General features: G+C 32.4%; 16 protein-coding genes. 11 read left to right on the forward strand and 5 right to left on the reverse strand.

The window, feature by feature from the left end; all coding sequences use genetic code 11:
* Positions 1-8: 8 nt before the first annotated feature.
* Complete coding sequence (locus ACZ1AQ_RS03830; protein ID WP_489631622.1) at positions 9-584, forward strand: YdeI/OmpD-associated family protein; 576 nt, start codon at positions 9-11, stop codon at positions 582-584.
* Positions 585-661: 77 nt separating this feature from the next.
* The gene (locus ACZ1AQ_RS03835; protein ID WP_489631623.1) at positions 662-1,861 is read left to right on the forward strand and encodes an LETM1-related biofilm-associated protein; all 1,200 of its coding nucleotides are present in this window, start codon (positions 662-664) and stop codon (positions 1,859-1,861) included.
* Between the two features lie 66 nt (positions 1,862-1,927).
* Here ACZ1AQ_RS03835 and ACZ1AQ_RS03840 read toward each other — a convergent pair whose 3' ends face one another.
* Positions 1,928-2,398 (reverse strand): Dps family protein, encoded by a 471-nt coding sequence (locus ACZ1AQ_RS03840; protein WP_489631624.1) that lies wholly within the window; start codon positions 2,396-2,398, stop codon positions 1,928-1,930.
* A gap of 103 nt (positions 2,399-2,501) precedes the next feature.
* On the opposite strand from ACZ1AQ_RS03840, the gene ACZ1AQ_RS03845 reads away from it, so the two are divergent.
* Positions 2,502-3,449, forward strand: coding sequence for a hydrogen peroxide-inducible genes activator (locus tag ACZ1AQ_RS03845; RefSeq protein ID WP_489631625.1), 948 nt, complete (start codon positions 2,502-2,504; stop codon positions 3,447-3,449).
* 29 nt (positions 3,450-3,478) lie between these two features.
* Here the strand turns inward: ACZ1AQ_RS03845 and ACZ1AQ_RS03850 are convergent, their stop codons facing one another.
* Together ACZ1AQ_RS03850 and mnmC2 are read right to left on the reverse strand one after the other, a co-directional pair.
* Positions 3,479-3,676 carry a hypothetical protein gene (locus ACZ1AQ_RS03850; RefSeq protein ID WP_489631626.1) on the reverse strand — a complete coding sequence of 66 codons (198 nt, stop codon included), beginning with the start codon at positions 3,674-3,676 and terminating at the stop codon, positions 3,479-3,481.
* 131 nt (positions 3,677-3,807) lie between these two features.
* Positions 3,808-4,476, reverse strand: coding sequence for a tRNA (5-methylaminomethyl-2-thiouridine)(34)-methyltransferase MnmC2 (mnmC2, locus tag ACZ1AQ_RS03855; protein ID WP_489631627.1), 669 nt, complete (start codon positions 4,474-4,476; stop codon positions 3,808-3,810).
* A 378-nt stretch (positions 4,477-4,854) separates the two neighbouring features.
* Here mnmC2 and ACZ1AQ_RS03860 point away from each other — a divergent pair, with 378 nt between their 5' ends.
* Positions 4,855-5,922, forward strand: a complete 1,068-nt coding sequence (locus ACZ1AQ_RS03860; RefSeq protein WP_489631628.1) for a branched-chain amino acid aminotransferase — start codon at positions 4,855-4,857, stop codon at positions 5,920-5,922.
* Between the two features lie 52 nt (positions 5,923-5,974).
* Here ACZ1AQ_RS03860 and ACZ1AQ_RS03865 read toward each other — a convergent pair whose 3' ends face one another.
* The gene (locus tag ACZ1AQ_RS03865) at positions 5,975-6,376 is read right to left on the reverse strand and encodes a pyrophosphohydrolase domain-containing protein (RefSeq protein ID WP_489631629.1); all 402 of its coding nucleotides are present in this window, start codon (positions 6,374-6,376) and stop codon (positions 5,975-5,977) included.
* Between the two features lie 385 nt (positions 6,377-6,761).
* On the opposite strand from ACZ1AQ_RS03865, the gene ACZ1AQ_RS03870 reads away from it, so the two are divergent.
* The 4 genes from ACZ1AQ_RS03870 to ACZ1AQ_RS03885 all read left to right on the forward strand — a co-directional run bounded on the left by ACZ1AQ_RS03870 (position 6,762) and on the right by ACZ1AQ_RS03885 (position 9,404).
* Positions 6,762-7,868, forward strand: a complete 1,107-nt coding sequence (locus ACZ1AQ_RS03870; protein WP_489631630.1) for an SRPBCC family protein — start codon at positions 6,762-6,764, stop codon at positions 7,866-7,868.
* Between the two features lie 65 nt (positions 7,869-7,933).
* Positions 7,934-8,476 (forward strand): RNA polymerase sigma factor, encoded by a 543-nt coding sequence (locus tag ACZ1AQ_RS03875; RefSeq protein WP_489631631.1) that lies wholly within the window; start codon positions 7,934-7,936, stop codon positions 8,474-8,476.
* A gap of 32 nt (positions 8,477-8,508) precedes the next feature.
* The gene (locus ACZ1AQ_RS03880) at positions 8,509-8,922 is read left to right on the forward strand and encodes a hypothetical protein (protein WP_489631632.1); all 414 of its coding nucleotides are present in this window, start codon (positions 8,509-8,511) and stop codon (positions 8,920-8,922) included.
* 29 nt (positions 8,923-8,951) lie between these two features.
* On the forward strand, positions 8,952-9,404 hold the full coding sequence (locus ACZ1AQ_RS03885; protein ID WP_489631633.1) for a sensor of ECF-type sigma factor: 453 nt from the start codon (positions 8,952-8,954) through the stop codon (positions 9,402-9,404).
* A gap of 51 nt (positions 9,405-9,455) precedes the next feature.
* Here the strand turns inward: ACZ1AQ_RS03885 and ACZ1AQ_RS03890 are convergent, their stop codons facing one another.
* Positions 9,456-10,514: a WD40/YVTN/BNR-like repeat-containing protein gene (locus ACZ1AQ_RS03890; protein ID WP_489631634.1), complete on the reverse strand. Its 1,059-nt coding sequence runs from the start codon at positions 10,512-10,514 to the stop codon at positions 9,456-9,458.
* A 119-nt stretch (positions 10,515-10,633) separates the two neighbouring features.
* Here ACZ1AQ_RS03890 and ACZ1AQ_RS03895 point away from each other — a divergent pair, with 119 nt between their 5' ends.
* The 3 genes from ACZ1AQ_RS03895 (at position 10,634) to ACZ1AQ_RS03905 (ending at position 15,257) form a co-directional block, all read left to right on the forward strand.
* A complete protein-coding gene (locus ACZ1AQ_RS03895) occupies positions 10,634-11,809 on the forward strand; it encodes a hypothetical protein (RefSeq protein WP_489631635.1) in 1,176 nt (391 codons plus the stop codon).
* A gap of 120 nt (positions 11,810-11,929) precedes the next feature.
* Complete coding sequence (locus ACZ1AQ_RS03900; protein ID WP_489631636.1) at positions 11,930-13,891, forward strand: KUP/HAK/KT family potassium transporter; 1,962 nt, start codon at positions 11,930-11,932, stop codon at positions 13,889-13,891.
* 130 nt (positions 13,892-14,021) lie between these two features.
* Entirely contained in the window at positions 14,022-15,257 is a 1,236-nt protein-coding gene (locus tag ACZ1AQ_RS03905; RefSeq protein WP_489631637.1) for an RsmB/NOP family class I SAM-dependent RNA methyltransferase, read from the forward strand.
* Positions 15,258-15,297 lie beyond the last annotated feature (40 nt).

Consider the following 15,297-nt stretch of genomic DNA (forward strand, 5'->3'; position numbering starts at 1 on the left):
TAAAACTTTTGAAAGAAAAGGAACATTTGTATTTTAAAAATGCTGACGAATGGCGGACATGGCTTCATGAAAATCACCATTCGTCAAAAGGTATTTACCTCATATTTTATAAAGTAAATAGTAATTATGAGAGTATGCGCTGGGAAGAAGCGGTGCAAGTTGCCATATGCTATGGATGGATAGACTCTACTGTAAAAAAAATTGACGAACATCAACGCAAACAACTCTTTACACCAAGAAAAGACAAAAGTGTTTGGAGTAAATTGAATAAAACCTACATAGAAAAACTGATTCAAGAAAATGCAATGCATGAAAGTGGTTTACGAAAAATCGAAATTGCAAAGCAAAATGGTTCTTGGAACACACTTGACGATGTAGAAAACCATATCATTCCAGAAGATTTACAACTTGCATTTGATGAAAGCCCAAAAGCATGGAGCAATTATCAAGCTTTTAGCCCTTCTTATCGAAAAAGCTATTTATACTGGCTTAATCAAGCCAAAAGAATTGAAACTAGAGCCAAGAGAATAAAAGAAATCATTCTTCTTTGCGAACAAAATTGTAAATCAAGGGAATCCTATTAATTTTTAAACTAAAGTTTAACTTTTACTAACCATTGTCGTTGTAAAAAAACATAGCTTTGCAACTTCAAAAGATAACAATGATTAACCCATCTGCTCCTGGTTGGATAGACAAATTTTTTATAGAACAGCCGTTTTCTAAAGAACTTTCATTAGAAAACAGCACCTCTTTTTATCTAAAAACAAGAGATACAGGATTTATTTATGGCCATATAATATCCTTCAACACAATAAATCCAATTGATTCTAAAAGATGGTTTAAGGAAGAAATCTCAAAAGTTGCCTTACTCAACACACTCTATGGTGCTTATTGTTTGAGAGAATCCAATAAAGCACCAGAACTGTTTATAGCAAAAGCCTTAGAGTTCTATAACCAAATGAACCCGCAAAGTTTTAGCCTGCTCAAAAAAATATTACCCAAAAATAGCAGGTCTTTGACTTTAGAAAAATTTATTGACGAAAGAGTGCAAACCAACGATGGTATTATCAATAAGAACTTTTCTCACTTAGTAACCAATGCACTTTTATTCATAGATGTTTTGGCTTTTTGCCAATATCTGAAACACGGAGAAATCCCTGAAAAATACTTAAAACGTATTGAAGAAACTGTTGTCAATATTGTGGCTTTAGCCTTAAAAATAAAAAGCAACAAAACGCAGTATGACGACTTACTTATCAAACTTTTCGAAGCTTCGATTCGTTATACTAAATTTTCAAAAAAAGCTTCTTTGTCGCTTGAATCGTTAGAACTCGATTATTTTACACTTGATTTAGAAAAAAAATACCTAATCGACATTACTAGTATGGCGCTTTGGAGCGATGGTGTAATTGAAAAAGAAGAAGCTTATTTTTTACATACTTTAGGAAGCATCCTTAACGAAACCGATGAATTTGTTGTAGCATCAATTCATCACACCAACGATTTCATCACAAAATACAAAAATGAAATCCCTTATTTCAATTATTCCAACCCTGTTAAACACTTTTACGACCAAACTACCGAAAGTGTGGTAACTTTAGTTACTCGAAACAAAAACAGATTGGTTAAAGAAATTATGGAGAGCAAAGAGTTGATGATTCTCCTAGCACATTCTACCCATCGTGATCTAGATGAAAAAGAAAAGAAAAAAATCAGAAAACAAATTTTAGACATTTGTAAAACAATACCTTCTCTTACCATCTTTCTATTACCAGGCGGAAGTTTATTGCTACCAATTTTAATTAAATTTATACCAACCTTACTACCTTCTTCATTCAATGAAAATTTAGAAGAAGATTAATAACAAGACATAAAAAAAACAGAAGCTTTTGTGCTTCTGTTTTTTTATAACTAAAATTTAGAATGATTAAGCCAACCAAGCTTGCATCATCCAAATTGTTTTTTCTTGTTCTACGATAAAATCACTCATCATCGAACTCGTACCTTCATCATTAATAGCCGAAGCTTTTTCTAATATCTTCCTTTCGATTGCTAGTAAACTAGCCAAAGAATCAACAATCAATTGAATTGCTTTTTCGTCATTAGAAATATCTTTACCTACTTCTAACTGGTTGTGCTTTATATAATCTTCAAAAGTATGCAATGGTGTTCCTCCTAATGTGAGTACACGCTCCGCAATTAAATCAATTTTTACTTGAGAATCATTGTATAATTCTTCAAATTTAAGGTGCAAGTCAAAAAAACGTTTACCTCTAATATTCCAATGCATTCCTCTCAAACTTTGGTAATACACTTGAAAATTAGACAACAAAACATTCAACTCCACTACAATTTTTTCTGTCTCTTGTATTGGTAAACCAATAGTATTTAGTTTCATAACAATTCATTTTTAAATATGTTGCAAAATTACCCATAATTTAAGGCAAAAGCAGTATCAGTTAAATTGATTGTTTTTATATTTACATCAAATATTACTATCAATGACAATCACTCAACTTAAATATGTTCTTGCTGTTGCCGAACATAAAAATTTCACCCTTGCTGCTGAAAAATGCTTTGTTACTCAGCCCACATTGAGTATGCAAATTCAAAAAATAGAAGAAGAATTAAACATTCAAATATTTGACCGAACCAAAAAACCCATTCAACTTACTGACATTGGTCAAAAAATTGTTAGTCAAGCTAAAAACATTGTAAACGAAGCCGATCGTATTCAAGATATCGTCGAACAACAAAAAGGTTTTATAGGAGGTGAATTCCGATTGGGAATAATTCCAACGATAATGCCTACTTTATTACCAATGTTCTTGAAAAATTTCATCAAAAAGTATCCAAAAATACGTTTGATTATCGAAGAACTCAATACCGCTGATATCATTACCAAACTTAACAATGGTCATTTAGATGCTGCCATTGCAGCTACACCTCTTTTAGAAGATAAAATAAAAGAAATTCCATTATACTACGAACCTTTCGTGGCCTATATCCCAGAAGGTCATCAACATTTTTCAAAAAAAGAAATAGAAGTAAACGATTTGAATTTGGATGAAATCTTATTGTTACAAGACGGACATTGCTTTAGGGATGGGATTTTGAATTTGTGTAAAAATAACAAATCGAACGAAGTAAATCACTTCACGATTGAGAGTGGTAGTTTTGAAACATTGATCAAATTAGCCGATGAAGGCCTAGGTACTACATTACTGCCCTACCTTCATACGTTGGATTTAAAGGAAAGCGACAAACTAAAACTAAGACATTTTATTGAACCAAAACCAGCAAGAGAAATTAGTTTAATTTACCCTAAAAATGAGCTAAAAATTCAAATAATAGATGCCTTACGAAACACAATCGCTGGCGTCATAAAAGGAGCAATTGTTTTTCAAAATGTAGAAATAATAAGTCCAATCCAGAAAAAACAAGCATAAAAAAAAGGAACCAATTTGGTTCCTTTTTTTTATCTATTTACTATAACTAGACATTGTTTTAATTCTGGCTTTTCATAAGTAAAATCAAACAACCATTCTTTTAATTGTTCTAATTCATACGGTAATAATGTTCGTATGGCTTTTTCTAATTCTTTACAAAAAAGGATGGGATCAAAACTTACTCTTTCTAACACTGATTTAGTGTAATCAAACATTACTTTCGACATAATTAAATAAGATTTTTGGGGTTATCTTGCAGTAAATTTAATCTTTTTCTTTTTAGCTTTTACATAATTAACTAAGATTTATTCTTTTTTTATACTGATTTTTCATAGCCAAAATCGTTTTCGTAGTGTTTTCAAGGGACGAGCTTCGTTGCACGAAACATTTCTCTTTTACCCGGAGGTCCAGCTAATTTTTCAACTTTAAAACCTACTTCAATCATACTTCTTTTGACCACCCCTCTTGCAGCATAAGTCACCAATACTCCATTGTATTTGAGGGCTGCAAACATTTTTTGAAAAATTTCCGTGCTCCACAAATCGGGTTGAACTCTGTACCCAAAAGCATCGAAATAAATCAAATCATACTGTGCAACATCATCAATATTTTCAAAAAATTGTTGCCTTTTGGTTAAACAAAAATCTTCATCAATTACATTGGGCTGTCCCCAGTTCTCCTGATGCATTTTTTTAAAAACATATTCGTACTCCAACGCTTCAAGTTCCTCTACATAATTCATTCCTCTTAACTCCTCAACCGAAACAGGATAAGCCTCTACTCCAACATAATCAATAGATTGGTTACGTTTTTTGGCTTCCAAAAAAGTTATAAAAGCATTAAGTCCAGTTCCAAAGCCAATTTCTAGAATTGAAACCTTCTGATCAGGAAACAATGCCAAGCCATTCTTGATAAAAACATGTTTAGCCTCTTGAATAGCTCCATGTTTAGAATGATAACATTCGTCCCAATCCTTTATTTGAATAGTAGTTGAGCCGTCTGAAGTTTGAATAATTCTTCTTTTCATATTTTTTAAAAATTGATGAGGATTGGATTCTTGCTAGATAATCTAATATTGAATGATGTAAAGATAACACCATTGAGGATTTCAAAACAAATTCCTGTTTATTTGTGAATTTATAATTTCATTTTAAAACAAAATTTATCAATAGTTAGGTTCTTTAACGGACAAAAACGCAAGTATTTATTAGATATTTCATATAAAATCATACTAAATAAATCTGATTTTTAGAAAATACACAAATCTCAGTTAAACGAAATATGTCTTACAATTTTCGCATCGTTTTTAGGCTTTTTTACTTAATTTTGTAAAAAAATAAAATCAAATGAGAAAATTCATTTTTTTTTGATTTTGATTATCGAATCTAACTATTAATAAATAATCATGAGTACTTCTCAAACAACAGCAATTGATATCACAAAAGCAGCTACTTCTAAAATAAACGATGTAGATTTTGATAATTTAAGTTTTGGAGCCGTTTTTACGGATCATTTATTTGAGTGCGATTTCAAAAATGGCGCTTGGCAACAACCAGTCATTAAGCCTTACCAACCTTTTTTACTAGATCCTTCAGCTAAAGTTTTTCATTATGGACAAGCTATTTTTGAAGGTATGAAAGCATACAAAGATGATAATAATGACTTATGGCTTTTTAGACCAGATGAAAACTACAAGAGATTTAATGCATCGGCAGTAAGAATGGCAATGCCCGAAGTTCCAGAAGAAATTTTCATGAATGGACTTAACGAACTTTTGAAAATAGACGAAGCATGGGTAAAAAAAGGATTAGGAAACACGATGTACATTCGTCCATTTATGATTGCAACTGGTGAAGGTGTAGTTGCTAACCCATCAAGCGAGTACAAATTTATGATCATACTTTCCCCAGCAAAAGCTTACTATTCTGGAGAAGTAAAAGTTTTAATTGCAGAGCATTACAGTAGAGCTGCAAATGGGGGTATTGGAGCTGCTAAAGCTGCCGGAAACTATGCTGCACAATTTTACCCTACAACATTGGCAAACAAAGAAGGTTTCCAACAAGTAATTTGGACAGATGATGCAACACATACAAAATTAGAAGAAGCAGGTACAATGAATGTGTTTTTTAGAATAAACGACACGTTATTAACTGCTCCTGTAAGTGAAAGAATTTTGGATGGAATTACCAGAAAAAGTTTAATTGAACTAGCTAAAAAAGAAGGCATCAATGTAGAAGTACGTCCTGTTCTGGTTAATGAATTAGTGGAAGCTTCTAAAAATGGAACTTTAAAAGAAATATTTGGTGCAGGTACTGCTGCAGTTGTAAATCCAATTGTTGGGTATTCTTATAAAGAAGAATATTATGAATTACCTAAAATTGAAAATTCATATGCTGAACAGTTAAAAAGTAAACTTACAAACATGCAACATAAATTAGAAGCTGATCCATTTGGTTGGACAGTAAAAATCTAAGTAGTCTCTATATCAACTAAAAAGGCGATTTTCATAGTGAAAATCGCCTTTTTTATTTTGAATCAGCTACAATCTGAAGAATCTTGGAGAAGTCAGGTTTGAAATAATTGGGTCCTTTCATAACTTTTCCATCTTCTCTATAAATTGGTTTTCCATCTTCACCCAACTTACTCATATTACTTCGTTGAATTTCATCAAAAACAGCTTCGATATGATCTTGCAGTCCATGTTCTATGATAGTGCCACATAAAATATACATCATATCTCCCAAAGCATCTGCAATTTCAATAATATCATTATTTTTTGCTGCTTCAAGATACTCCTCATTCTCTTCTTTCATTAAGTTAAATCGAAGTAAATTCTTTGCTTCTCCTAAATCAGCATGTGGTTGTTCTTTATGCCCAATGGCAAAAGCCGTATGAAATTCCTTTACCGCTTCTATTTGTTTTTGCATAATTAGATAAGTTAATTGAAGGAGCAAATTAGCAATAAATCCTATTCATTTACTTAAATTTGTAGAAAATTTATCATTATGTTTAGTCAAGGACAATTAATTTTTGGAGCTTGTTTCGCCATTGCATTCATTTTTGCTATGATTATTGCTTATCGAAAAGATGCCAATTTACATCGTATATTTTATAAAGGAAATTATAAAATTCTGCTAGGATTCCTTCTTTTTATTGGACTTTTGTTTCTTATAAAAATTTATCTTAAGCATTAAAACGACTATTCTTTCTAGATTACCAAGCATATCATTACAAAGTAGGTATGATTTCTAAAAAGACTCTTACTTTTTGAATAAAATTTCTAACTTTACGGAAGTTTATACCCAAATTCACATGCAAATCCTTAAATATATTTTTCTTTTATTCCTTCTTACAGTTGTTGCAACTACCATTTTTGTAGCTACTCAAAAAGGAGCATTTCAATTAGAACGCAGTAAAGTCATTAATTCTCCAAAAACAGCCGTTTTTAATTACGTAAACGACTATCAAAACTGGCCTGATTTTAATACTTGGATGCTCGAAGATGAGAGTTTAAAAATGAGTTACGCTACTATTACCTCAGGAAATGGAGCTTCTTGTTCATGGTCTGGAGAAGACGGTACTGGAGACATTCAAACTTTGAGTACAAAATTCAATGAAAGTATTACTCAAAAATTGAATAATAACGGCACAGAATCTGAAGTTTTTTGGCACTTCAAAGATACAGTTGGAGGAACAAAAGTTACTTGGAAAACCAAAGGAAACTTGAGCTTTGAACTAAAAATGTTAGCTGCATTAAAGGGAGGCGTAGAAAGAAATCTAGGTTCAATTTATGAAAAAAGCCTAAAAAACTTAGATAAAATTTTAGATTACGAAATGAATACTTACTCAATAAAAGTTGTTGGCGAAGTTCGAAAGACAGCAACAAATTATATAAGTCAATCCTTTAGCAGTAAAGTAATCAATATTAATAAAAACAGTAGAATTGTTTTCTCCAACATCATAGAATATTGCACTAAAAACGGGATTGAAATCTATGGAAAGCCATTTATTATCTATCACTTTTATGATGCAAAAAAAGAAACAGCTAAACTTTCTTTTTGTATTCCAGTAAAAAATGATATCATTCCAACTTCTGAAAGCGGATTTTTATCTGGTAAATTACCTTCTTTTCCTGCCATTAAAACAGTACTTAAAGGAGACTATTCGCACCTACAGAAAGCAATTGAGCAAACCAATACTTATTTCAATACAAAAGTAATTCCTAGAGAAGCAAAATTCTCTCACATAGAAGTGTATACAATTGGAAGAAATGAATTGAGACAACCTTCAAAATGGGTTACTTACATATACACACCTATAAAACCAAAAGTTGTTCCTACCGCCACCCCAGTTCGTCCATTGACTCCAAAAAAAGAACCTGTAACTACAATTGAGGAGGAAATTCCATCAGAATTCTAAAAGAGAAAAAAGTTGGATTAAACCTTTTAATAAAATGCTATTCTAACCCTAAAAAAAGTGAAAACTTGCAAGAAGAACAAGCATTTATCCAGCAATTATTAGATCCGAAAACGCAAAATAAAGCGTTCGAACAATTATTGAAGGAATATCAAAAACCATTATATCATCACATTCGAAACATTGTTTTGAATCACGATGATGCGGACGATGTTTTGCAAAATACCTTTATCAAAGTTTTTCGCTATTTAAAGGATTTCAAAGGCGAAAGCAAGCTTTTTTCATGGATGTATCGCATTGCAACCAATGAAGCTTTAACTTTTTTGAGCCAAAAAGCTAAAAAAAACAATTTGTCGTCTCAAGAATTACAAGAAAAAACAATCGAAAATCTACATGCAGACACATACTATGAAGGCGATGAAATTCAATTGAAATTACAAAAAGCAATGGCACTTTTGCCAGAAAAACAACAATTGATATTTAAAATGAAATATTTTGAAGATCTAAAATATGAAGAAATTTCAGAAATATTAGGAACTTCAGTAGGTGGTTTGAAAGCCTCATATCATCATGCTACTAAAAAAATTGAGGCATATATAACAGAAAATTAAACCTTTTGACATAGTTATAGTCTAAATACATTATGAAAGAATTTAAATTAGATAACGAACCGAAAATAAGTCCTGGATTTAGTATCCCTGAAAATTATTTTGAAAATTTTTCAGCAAAACTTCTTCAAGAACTACCCAAAGAAGAACCCAAAGTTGTTTCTTTATTTCAAAAGAGAAAAAAATTACTATTTGCTGCTGCAGCAGTCCTTATTTTAGCTTTGAGTTTACCTATTTACAATAGTTTTTTCAAAACATCACAAGAATTAGATAATACAAGTATTGAAAACTACTTGACTTATCAACCGAATATTACACAATATGATTTAATCAGCGAACTCGAAGCCGATGATTTGGTTTCTCTCAACGAAACTTCATCAGCAGATAAAGCGGTTATTGAAGAACATTTACTTAAAGAAGGTAACTTAGAACAACTTATACTCGAATAATAACATCGTCACAACAAAACAAAACACTCATGACAATTAAAAAACTTTTTCCGTATTTATTTTTACTACTATCGGTAACAATCTATGGTCAAAATGAAAGATTAAAAGAAAAGAGAGATCAAATCAAAGCTATGAAAGTAGCGTTTTTGACTAGTGAACTCAACTTAACTTCAGACGAGGCTGAAAAATTTTGGCCCGTTTACAGTAGTTATGATGACAAACAATTTGAGCTAAGACATCAAAAAATGAAAACATATGCCAAAAAACTTAATGATGGTTCACTTGATAACATGAGTGACAAAGAGGCTTTGGCATTTTTAAATCAGATAGAAAGCACTGATGAAGAACTATATTTAATTAGAAAGAAATTCAATTCGGCATTACGAAATATATTACCTCCAACAAAAATCCTAAAACTAAGAAAATCCGAAGTAGATTTTGATCGAAAATTACTTCAACAATACCGCAACAGAAACAAATAATTGATTTGTAATTAGTTTTACCTCATACATTCAACTTGAATTTATGAGGTTTTATTTTTTAAATGAAAGACGAATCATTTTATTTTTACCTGCCGCAATAGCTGTAGAAGCATCGATAAAACGCAAGGTAAACAATGATGAATCTGTACTCATTTGCTTCCAAGTTAGACCTCCATCCCATGAATAATGAATACCTGTAGCACCAACCGTTACAAGCCCATTTCCTTTACTTTTGGGAATAAATTGTACACATGAAATATAACCTGGACCACTATTCTCGGCTATTAATCGCCAGGTTTTCCCGCCATCTCTTGTAATTGCTTTATTGCCAAAATTTTGGTTTGGCAATTCATAATTTCCTCCTGCAATACAACCAATAGATTCATTATAAAAAGCAGCCGTATAAATTCCCGTCATTTGTTGGCCTTGAATAATTGGCGTTTCGTTTACACTCCACGATTTTCCTTTATCCGCCGAGTAAAAAATTCTTGCTTTTTTTCCTCCAGAAACTATCCAAGTATGATTTCCTTTAATAACGATATTAGTATTACTTGCAGCAAAGGCACCTTCATCTTCAAAATTTTTAAAAAAAACTTCTTTTGGTAACGATTGCCAAGTTTGTCCTCCATCTCTCGTTATGATAATGCTAAAATAGTTGTCAATAGGGTCACCTAAGGCTATTCCTTCATTTGAATTCCAAAACTGCAAACTGTCAAAAAATATTTTTTCATTTGAATTCTGATACACCAATTCTGTACTTCTATTTTTTTTATCAATCTTAAACAATAATGCTGGACTTGCAATGGTCAGAGCAAAAAAGTGTTGCTTTGTAATAGCACTACTTCTACATTCAAATTTCAAATTATCCTTTGCCAGCTTATGGATGAGTTTTTCTCTTTTACTTAAATCATAAAAACCATACCTATTTTGGTCGGCTACAAACCATACTTTGTTGCGATCTATATTTAGAGAACGAATATTTAAATAGTCTTGAAACAATGTTTCTATCTCCATTCTTTGAAAAAAAGAAACTTTTTTTTCAATATCCTGAGCTTTTGCACAATTGAAACATAACACACTAAAAAACAATACAATTACTTTTTTTTTCATGATTCCAATTTATTTTATACAAGCTAAAATACGATTATAATTAAATATTGTAAGCATAAAAAAAAACTTATTGGCACAGTAATTGAATTATCCGTTTCAGAACTTTAAAACTAACCGCTATGAAAACTAAATTACTTTTATTTGCAATGCTTTCAACGCTTGTAACCGGATGTTCGTCTGCGCAAGACCGAACAACAATCTATGCTAAGAATGGAGAAATAAGCGATAATTTAGATTTGAAAGCAGTGGCATCTGTTTTTGGAGAATCATCAAACTTACAAGATTTCGAAAGACGGCTAAACGACCCAAGGCTTCAACTTTCTAACTTAGACTTGAATTATGATAACCAAGTAGATTATTTACGTGTAATTGAATCCGTAGAAAACAGAACTCATGTTATTGTGATACAAGCAGTATTAGGAAGGGATATATTTCAAGATGTAGCTACTATCGATGTTGAAAAAGACCGCTATAATAATGTAAGCGTTCAAGTAGTAGGAGATGTTTTTATGTATGGCCCTAATTACATTTATGAGCCAGTATATTACAGGACTCCTGCAATCTATGCTTCTTTTTGGATAGGTAATTATCGTCCTTACTATTCAAGATGGAATTGGAATTATTACCCTACTTATTATTATGCTTGGAATCCGTTTCCGGTGTATCGATATAGAAGCAATATTAACCATTGTATCAATGTACACAACTCATATCGTTATGTATCATACAGAAATAGCTATAGAGCTCCACAAATCTATGCTTCCAGACGCAATAATGCTTTTGAAAGAAGATATCCAGACTATTCATTTTCGAGAAGAAACAATGATGTGATTAATCGTTATGAACTAGACCGAAGAAGAGATAATAGAGAAGTGTATAGCGAGAATAGAAACAGTACACGCTACCAAACGAATGCAGACAGAAACTATTCGGCCAACAGAGTTGAACCCTCTAGGAGATATGCAGGAAATAATAACTTTTCAAGAGAAAACTACAGTCAAAGAAGAGATGAAAATAGCACAAGAATAGAGACTCCTACCAGAGTGGAACCAAACAGAAACGACATCGAAAACTCGAAATACAATAGAAGAGAATCAATCACAAGAAATGAAAATGAAAATAGTTTTAACAACAGAAGAAACTCAAGCTCGATAGATTATTCTCAACAAAGAACAGAACAAAGAACTGCACCCTACTCTGAAAACAGAAGATCAGAAAGCAACAGAAATAATGCTAGAAGTGAAAATCAATCTACTGGTAGACGAGAATACAAAGGCGAAAATCGCAGAATTTAAATACCTCTTCAAAAAATAAAACACGACTAATTGGTCGTGTTTTTTTTGTTATTTTTAATAATTAAATCCTTTGTTTTGTATAAAAACAGTAAATTTGAGGCAGTTTTTTAAAAAATATCCATGAGCGCATCGCACAAAGACCTACATAGCAAATTAACGCTAGGAGGTTTATTAATTTCTTTAGGAATTATTTATGGTGATATCGGGACATCACCTTTGTATGTAATGAAAGCCATTCTTGGCGAACACATCATCGACCCAGATGTTGTATTAGGAGGAGTTTCTTGTGTTTTTTGGACACTCACCCTGCAGACCACATTAAAATATGTGATTATCACACTTAGCGCAGACAATCACGGTGAAGGAGGTATTTTTGCCCTTTACGCCTTAGTAAAGAAAACAAAAATACAATGGCTTATCGTGCCTGCTATCATTGGAGGGAGTGCACTATTAGCTGATGGAATCATCACGCCTCCTATCTCGGTTTCTTCTGCTGTCGAAGGAATAAAAACGTTTAACCCTGAGATCAATACCGTTCCAATTGTAATTGGAATTTTGGTTGTCCTCTTTACCATTCAGCAGTTTGGTACTAAATTGGTTGGTAAGTTCTTCGCACCAATGATGACGATTTGGTTTAGTATGCTAGCCATTTTAGGAGCTATACAAATCACTTACCATCCTGAGGTTTTTAAAGCAATAAATCCATACTATGCTTATCATTTGTTATCTATCCATCCTGATGGCTTTTTTGTACTAGGATTTGTCTTTTTATGTACGACAGGTGCAGAAGCACTATATTCTGACATGGGACATTGCGGAAGAAAAAACATCAGAATCAGTTGGATTTTTGTAAAAACAGCCTTAGTATTGAACTACTTCGGACAAGCAGCCTACCTTATACATCACGGTGGAGAGACTTTACAAACACTAGGAGGAGAAAATGGAAACCCATTTTATTTAATTATGCCTAGTTGGTTCCAGCCTTTTGGAATTGTTGTGGCAACATTAGCAGCAGTAATTGCTTCACAAGCATTAATTAGTGGTTCATTTACCCTTATCAATGAAGCTATGCGCTTGAATTTCTGGCCAAAAGTTAGAATCAAGTATCCTACAGAGTTAAAAGGACAACTATACATACCGTCAATTAACTGGCTTTTGTTAGCAGGATGTATTGGAATAGTATTGCATTTTAGAGAATCAAGTAATATGGAACATGCATACGGTTTGGCAATTATCCTTTGTATGATTATGACCACCATTTTGCTAAATTATTACCTAATCATGAAGCGTGTAAAATGGTATTTTTTCATGCCACTGATTACCATTTATTTGTTGATAGAATTCAGTTTCTTAGCCGCTAATATTACCAAATTTGCCGAAGGGGGTTATGTTACATTGTTCATTGCAATCTTATTGATTTCAGTAATGACCATTTGGTATTTAGCCAAAAAAATCAACAAGAACTATACAAAAATTGTCAAAATTGAAGACTTCAAGAAGGTATTGGTTGAATTAAGTCGAGATTTAACCATTCCAAAATATGCAACGCATTTGGTTTACATGACCAATGCAGGGCGAGTTGATGAAATTGAAGAAAAAGTAACTTACTCTATTCTACAAAAAAGACCCAAAAGAGCAGATATTTACTGGTTTGTTCATGTTAACGTACTCAATGAACCCTATAAAAAAGAGTACAAAGTAACCGAGATTGTTAAAGACGATTTGTATCGTGTCGATTTCAATCTTGGATTTAGAGAACCTACAAAAATAAACTTAATGTTCCGTGAAGTTATCACAGACATGGTTAAAAAAGGAGAAGTAGATGTTACCAGTAGATACGAATCTCTAAACAAGAATAATATCGTAGGAGATTTTAAATTTGTGCTATCAGAGAAATTCTTATCGAATGATTCCGACTTATTATGGCATGAAAAAATAATCATGAACTCTTATTTCTTAATCAAAAAACTAAGTTTATCTGAAGAAAGCGCCTTTGGTTTAGACAGCAGTTCTGTAAAAATTGAAAAGTTCCCAATGGTACTCCATGCACCAGAAAACTTGGGGTTAACGAGAATAAAATAAACATTTTACAAAAAGCAAAAGCACTGTTCAGCAGTGCTTTTTTTTTGGTTTCTATATAAAAACCAACATTACAAACTAAAAATTTAGCATTCAATCAATAAATAGTACCTTTGCAGTTCAATTATTCAAAATGAGATTACATAGAAATTTAGTTTATACTACTATTGATGCTTTAAATGCCATATTCAACGAAGGAGAATATGCCGACAAAGTAGTTGCCCGTTCTTTAAAAAAAGATAAACGTTGGGGAAGCGCCGACCGAAAGTTTGTTGCCGAAACTATATACGAAATTGTTCGTTGGAAACGACTATACGCTGAAATTGCCGAAGTAAAAGAACCTTACGACCGAGATAATCTTTGGAGAATTTTTGCTGTTTGGGCAGTTTTAAGAGGATACCCTATTCCAGATTGGAGACAATTAGAAGGAACACCAGAACGAAAAATAAAAGGTCGATTTGATGAACTTTCCAAAATTAGAACATTCAAAGAATCAATTCCAGATTGGATGGATGAGCTAGGGGTAAAAGAATTAGGAGAAAAAGTTTGGTCAAAAGAAATAGCGGCACAAAACCAACCTGCTAAAGTGGTCCTTAGAGTTAATACATTAAAAACAACTCGAGAAAAATTAAGAGCAATTTTGATGGATTTGAACATTGAGACAGAAATGCTAAAAGACCAACCAGAAGCCTTAGTATTGAAGGAAAGAGCTAATGTGTTTTTGACCGATGCTTTTAAAGAAGGTTTGTTTGAAGTTCAAGATGCTAATTCACAACTTGTAGCCGCTTTTTTAGATGTAAAACCTGGAATGCGCGTGGTAGACACTTGTGCGGGTGCGGGTGGAAAAACATTGCATATTGCCGCTTTGATGGAAAACAAAGGACAATTAATTGCTATGGATTTGTACGAAAGTAAACTCAAACAATTAAAACTGAGAGCCAAAAGAGACGGTGCATTTAATATTGAATACCGCATTATTGATTCGACTAAAGTCATCAAAAAGCTACATCAAAGAGCCGATAGAGTTTTGATCGACGCTCCTTGTAGCGGACTTGGTGTTTTAAAAAGAAACCCCGATTCAAAATGGAAGTTACAGCCTGAGTTTATCGATAACATCCGAAAAGTACAGTCGGAGGTTTTAGAGAGTTATTCAAAAATTGTAAAACCAGGTGGAAAATTAGTATATGCTACTTGTTCCATTCTTCCTTCTGAAAACCAAGAACAAGTGAAACGTTTTTTAGGAACAGAAATCGGAAAAGAATTCACTTTTATCAAGGATCACAAAATATTGGCCTCTGAATCTGGATTCGACGGTTTTTATATGGCTTTATTAGAGCGAAAAGAAAGCCAAGAGAAAGTAATTAAATAAAATAAAAAAAGTCCCCTAGTGACTATAGCTAAAAAAAGTC

Source organism: Flavobacterium sp. UM26 (assembly GCF_057922445.1).

Excerpts from the sequence above, each read along its gene's own strand:
- ACZ1AQ_RS03845 (WP_489631625.1), top strand. The coding sequence starts at position 2,502 with ATGACAATCACTCAACTTAAATATGTTCTTGCTGTTGCCGAACATAAA.
- ACZ1AQ_RS03880 (WP_489631632.1), top strand. The coding sequence starts at position 8,509 with ATGAAAGAATTTAAATTAGATAACGAACCGAAAATAAGTCCTGGATTT.
- mnmC2 (WP_489631627.1), bottom strand. The coding sequence starts at position 4,476 with ATGAAAAGAAGAATTATTCAAACTTCAGACGGCTCAACTACTATTCAA.
- ACZ1AQ_RS03885 (WP_489631633.1), top strand. The coding sequence starts at position 8,952 with ATGACAATTAAAAAACTTTTTCCGTATTTATTTTTACTACTATCGGTA.
- ACZ1AQ_RS03840 (WP_489631624.1), bottom strand. The coding sequence starts at position 2,398 with ATGAAACTAAATACTATTGGTTTACCAATACAAGAGACAGAAAAAATT.
- ACZ1AQ_RS03870 (WP_489631630.1), top strand. The coding sequence starts at position 6,762 with ATGCAAATCCTTAAATATATTTTTCTTTTATTCCTTCTTACAGTTGTT.
- ACZ1AQ_RS03865 (WP_489631629.1), bottom strand. The coding sequence starts at position 6,376 with ATGCAAAAACAAATAGAAGCGGTAAAGGAATTTCATACGGCTTTTGCC.
- ACZ1AQ_RS03895 (WP_489631635.1), top strand. The coding sequence starts at position 10,634 with ATGAAAACTAAATTACTTTTATTTGCAATGCTTTCAACGCTTGTAACC.
- ACZ1AQ_RS03900 (WP_489631636.1), top strand. The coding sequence starts at position 11,930 with ATGAGCGCATCGCACAAAGACCTACATAGCAAATTAACGCTAGGAGGT.
- ACZ1AQ_RS03835 (WP_489631623.1), top strand. The coding sequence starts at position 662 with ATGATTAACCCATCTGCTCCTGGTTGGATAGACAAATTTTTTATAGAA.
- ACZ1AQ_RS03905 (WP_489631637.1), top strand. The coding sequence starts at position 14,022 with ATGAGATTACATAGAAATTTAGTTTATACTACTATTGATGCTTTAAAT.
- ACZ1AQ_RS03850 (WP_489631626.1), bottom strand. The coding sequence starts at position 3,676 with ATGTCGAAAGTAATGTTTGATTACACTAAATCAGTGTTAGAAAGAGTA.
- ACZ1AQ_RS03890 (WP_489631634.1), bottom strand. The coding sequence starts at position 10,514 with ATGAAAAAAAAAGTAATTGTATTGTTTTTTAGTGTGTTATGTTTCAAT.
- ACZ1AQ_RS03860 (WP_489631628.1), top strand. The coding sequence starts at position 4,855 with ATGAGTACTTCTCAAACAACAGCAATTGATATCACAAAAGCAGCTACT.